The following is a 4,251-nucleotide window of genomic DNA, read 5'->3' as shown; positions in this document are numbered from 1 at the left end:
GGTTTCCCACGCCCCCGGCGCCGCCCGCCCCGGAGCGGCCATCCGTGCCATCACCGCCGAAACGCGGATCGTTGGGATCGGGCGGAGGCGGAGTCGCGTGCCGCCCGGCGTTGAGCCCCCCGGTCCCACCTGCGGTCTGGGTTCCACCGCCCCCAGGAGCCCCCGGGTGGCCACCATCGACGATGGCACCGCCAGCCGTCCCGGCGGTACCGCCGCCGGCGCCGCCGGCACCGCCCAGCGCGTAGCCCTGGCCACCAGTGCCGCCGCCTCCGCCGCCGCCCGCACCGACCAGTACCCGGTTCGCCGGAGCGCACGTCAACGTCGCGCAGCCAGCAGCCGCGATCCGTACATCCGAGGAACCGCCGCCACCGGCGCCGTTGCCACCGTTGAGGGGCGCGGTCCCGCCATCAGCCCCGGCGGCGTCCCCCTTACCGCCTGCTACGCCGCCGTTGGAGCCGCCGAAGCCCCCCACGGCGCCCTGTCCCCCGGAGGGTCCGTTGTTCTTTCCGCCGGACCGGCTCGCCGCCGTGCCGTCACTGCCCTTACCGGCAACATCGACCTGCAGTACCTGGCCTGAGGACAGATCCGCTATCACGCCGTACGCCCGGCCGCCGCCCCCACCCGGACGGCCGGTGATATCACCCACCGGCGAGCCGCCATGGCTGGCGTCACCGGCAATGAAGTAATGCCCGCCCTGGGCACCGACCACCGTGATCTCGACCCATTTTGCGCCGTTGGGCACGGTGAAGGTGTCTGACCCGACCGCGTTGTAGGTGCATGTCTTCTTGTCGAGGACGCCCGAGCTCCCACAGGCTTTTTCCGGAGAGGCGCCCGACGCGGGCGCCGCTGGCAGGCAACTGGTCAGCCCCATACTCAGCACAACACCGAGCGCCGAAACAGACCACGCGAATACACGACGATTACGTATGACGATCAGCCCCCTGGTAACGTATTCGTGAACCAAACAAAAATCCCAAGACCAAACACCCTCCTGGCCATGCTCCCCGGAACGGGGATTCCAGAGTCCCGAACCGATTCTTGCCAGGTCGGGGTTGGCGCGGCGGCGATGGGAAGTCAACCGGCCGAAGGTCCGTTCCACAGCTCACGCAGAATCGCAGGGTCGCCCAGCACCACGGGCCCCGCGTTTCCTGCCCACGATCTTCTTCACCGCATCGCCTGTATACCCGCACAGTTTCGTGGTCCCGGCGCGCGACGCCGGGACCACCTGTCCGCTGTGGGTGTTGCAGAAACCGCTTTTCGTCACATGACGAAACATCGGACGGGCCGTGCTCGGTGCCGCGCCCGCCCGCGGACCGGGGTTACAGGTGTCCTCAGACGCCGTCGTTGGCGCACAGCGCCCAGACGTCGGAGTAGGTGTTCGGCGAGCTTGTACCCCCGGTATGGGTGAAGGCTGTCCAGTACGCAGCCGTGGTGGTCCCGTCACTGACCGGGTTTCCGCTCGAGTCGCTGGGGAAACTTCCGTTGAGGTGGTCGCCGCCCGAGCCCGGTCCGGTGAAGTCCGTCGTGGTCACGCTGCCTCCGCTGATGGCTGCGCCCCCGCTGATCAGTTTCCCGTCCCCGCTGGGGCAGTTGACCGTCACCTTCTGGCCCGCGCTCCCCGCGGTCGGGCCGCTCGCCTCGCTGAAGTGGACCTTCACGGTGACGCCACTGATGTTGATGTTGTTTCCGCTGCAGATCGCGTAGGCGTAGGTCTCGTTGGTGCTGTTGGTGCCGTTGGCCCACCCGACGGCGGTCCAGGCGTTGGGGTTGTTCTCGCCGTCGGCTGCGGCTTTCTGGCCGTAGTCATGTGCGGAGTTGTTGAAGGTGGGGAAGCTGGCGATCGGCTTGAAGTTGCCGACACTGGCCGGGGTGGCGCGCGCCCCGCCGCCGAGCAGGACCGTGTTCGCCGGGCAGATCGCGGTGACCAGGCCCACCGTCGACCCGCTGGTGGGCGCGTTGGTCTTGTTCATGACCACCTGGGTGTGGTTGATCAGGTTGCTGGTGAAGCACACCGCGAAGGGGGTGGTGGAGAAGGAACTGTCGGCCTGGCCGCCACTTCCGCCGATCCCGAGCCAGTGCGTCACGTCGGTGCCGACAACCCCGGTGGAACCGGTGTATTCGGTGGAGCCGTCGGAGCTGGGCGAGGTGCCCATCACGTGGTTGCCGTTGCCGGTGCCGGTGGCCTGGTTGATCCCACCGCCGGAGATCAGGCCACTACTGCAGTCCGCGTGGGTTGAGATCTCGGAGTTGGCGCCTGCGGGACCGCTGGTAGCCCCGGGTGACTTCACCGTGACGCTCACGGTGTTGGCGTACGCCGCGGCAGGGAAGGCCACCGCCAGCGCGGCGCCCAGGACCAGTGCTGTTCCCGCTGTGCGGGTACGCACGGACAGATGTGATCTCACGTCAACCTTCGCGTCAGGGGTGCGCGATGCGGGCAGATGTGCCCGTCCACACCGGGGATGACAACTTCCGCGTATGTAACGCAGGGTGTGCGACGCTGCACAATACCCGCAGATGCGGAGCTATCGGCGACTATAGACCGCTTCTACGCGGAATTTGTGGTTCCTTGCCCCGATCTGAAGCGAGGAAGTTGCGGGACATTGATCAATTGTCCCAGAATCATCCGTTTCGTACCTTTTCGGACGCGGCTTCCACGCAGGGGAGCTGGGCGTATGCGCGGCGCGTAGGCGATGGTGGAGCGCTCGGCGCAGTGGGCCTACGTACAGCCGCTACTCCCTCCGCAGCCGAAGGACGGCCGACCCGGGAAGCACGACCGGCGCGACATCGTGGACGCGATCCTCTACGTGACCCACGACGGATCGGGTCGTCAGCCACCTGGGCCACCGGCGCGGCGAACAGCCGCGCGCGCTCGGCCGCGACAATGTCGCGGGACAGCTTGTCCTCGGACACGTCGACTGCTTCCGGCGGGCACTGAGCCGGTGAGCGGGGAGAAGACGAGCACCCGTCGTCCGTTGGCCTCCGCCTCGGCGACAATCTCCATCGTCGGTCAGCAGGCCGACGCGCAGCCGGTCCCGGGTTGCCTCCCGGAGCCGATCGACGGGCATCGTGGCGAGCAGGCTGCGAGTCTCGGCCTCTCGGACCTGGTTACTCGCCTGGACCGCGGCGGCCCGGTGGGCCGCCTCCGCCTACAGGGCGCGGTCGATCGCCGAACATGACCCGCGCGTCGCCGATGATGCCGGGGACGTCGGTGACAAGGTCCTGGATGTTCTCGGCGGCCCGCTCTGAGAGCTCGGGTAGACCGGAGCGCAGTGCGAGGGCGCGCATCAGGTTGCCGTCCGTTATGCAGGTCGGCGGGGTACGACGTAGACCGTCCGCCACTGTGGGTTGCTACACCCGTCGCTACATAACGATCTTCAAAAGGCCAAATTAATCTCAATCGAGAAACAAAGGCCTGTCAGAGGTGGTGGGCAGGGGCGGGGTCGAACCGCCAACCTTCCGCTTTTCAGGCCGGTCCCTACCGTCCAGGAACGTCCGCACACGTGCCCTGGCGTCCATATCCGGCCGTTGGAGTACCCCTCTGGTGGCCAGCGTTGCCACCTGCACTGCCACACATCCCTCGCTCCCCAGAGGGCCAGCGCCGAGCCCTCGTTCCGCCCCTGTGTGGCAACCGGTACGGAAGCAGCCAGGGCGAAGCAGACAGCCCCACCCCAGAGACCCGCCGACGCCTGGCAGCTGACCACGGCCGTGCGGGTCTCCGATGAGCATCGAAGTGGCAGCGGCGCAGCTGGGATCGGAATGGTCTCGTCCTCCCATGGAAGCTGTTGTGGATCAGGCGGGCCGAATCGTGCTGCCCAAGTTCATCCGCGACGCGCTGGGCCTACTCCCGGGCACGAAGGTGGACATCTCGCCTTACGGGGCTGGTGTGCAGGTCGTGCCAGCCGGCAGGACCGCGCGCCTCGTCGAGGAGAACGGCGTGCTCGTGTCGGCCGGCGACACGCCTGTCGATGACGACGTACTGTTCGGCCTCGTCGACGCGGGACGCACGTGACCATTGCCGTCGACACAAGCGTCGCCATTCCTCTGCTTGTCCGCTCACATCAACATCACACGGACGTAGCGCGATGGTGGGACGGACAGCAGCTCACGCTGAGTGGGCACGCCCTGGCGGAGACCTACTCGGTACTCACCAGGTTGCCGGGCGACGCCCGGCTGTCCGGGCCGGACGCCGCACACCTGCTCGACGCGAGGTTCACGGTGCCGCTGGCGCTGAGCGGCCCGCCCGCTGTCTCT

General features: G+C 67.8%; 3 protein-coding genes and 2 pseudogenes. 3 read left to right on the top strand and 2 right to left on the bottom strand.

Going from position 1 to position 4,251, the window contains the following annotated elements:
* Together NBZ83_RS30410 and NBZ83_RS30405 are read right to left on the bottom strand one after the other, a co-directional pair.
* Positions 1–964: pseudogene (locus tag NBZ83_RS30410) on the bottom strand (beta-propeller fold lactonase family protein); the annotation flags it as partial.
* Positions 965–1,331: 367 nt separating this feature from the next.
* The gene (locus NBZ83_RS30405) at positions 1,332–2,402 is read right to left on the bottom strand and encodes a hypothetical protein (RefSeq protein ID WP_261571209.1); all 1,071 of its coding nucleotides are present in this window, start codon (positions 2,400–2,402) and stop codon (positions 1,332–1,334) included.
* A 303-nt stretch (positions 2,403–2,705) separates the two neighbouring features.
* On the opposite strand from NBZ83_RS30405, the pseudogene NBZ83_RS30400 reads away from it, so the two are divergent.
* The 3 genes and pseudogenes from NBZ83_RS30400 to NBZ83_RS30390 all read left to right on the top strand — a co-directional run.
* Positions 2,706–2,819: pseudogene (locus NBZ83_RS30400) on the top strand (transposase); the annotation flags it as partial.
* A gap of 899 nt (positions 2,820–3,718) precedes the next feature.
* Positions 3,719–4,009: an AbrB/MazE/SpoVT family DNA-binding domain-containing protein gene (locus NBZ83_RS30395; protein WP_261576336.1), complete on the top strand. Its 291-nt coding sequence runs from the start codon at positions 3,719–3,721 to the stop codon at positions 4,007–4,009.
* Positions 4,006–4,251, top strand: a 246-nt coding sequence (locus NBZ83_RS30390) for a PIN domain-containing protein (RefSeq protein WP_261576335.1), incomplete at its 3' end; no start/stop codon positions are given. The genes NBZ83_RS30395 and NBZ83_RS30390, both read left to right, overlap by 4 nt.

It is taken from the genome of Frankia gtarii (assembly GCF_025403375.1).
In the GTDB taxonomy this organism is placed as follows: domain Bacteria; phylum Actinomycetota; class Actinomycetes; order Frankiales; family Frankiaceae; genus Frankia; species Frankia gtarii.
Note: the sequence above shows the minus strand (reverse complement) of the source record. Positions and strands in the feature narration are given on the sequence as shown.

Coding starts and splice junctions, on each gene's coding strand:
- NBZ83_RS30395 (WP_261576336.1), top strand. CDS start 3,719: ATGAGCATCGAAGTGGCAGCGGCGCAGCTGGGATCGGAATGGTCTCGT.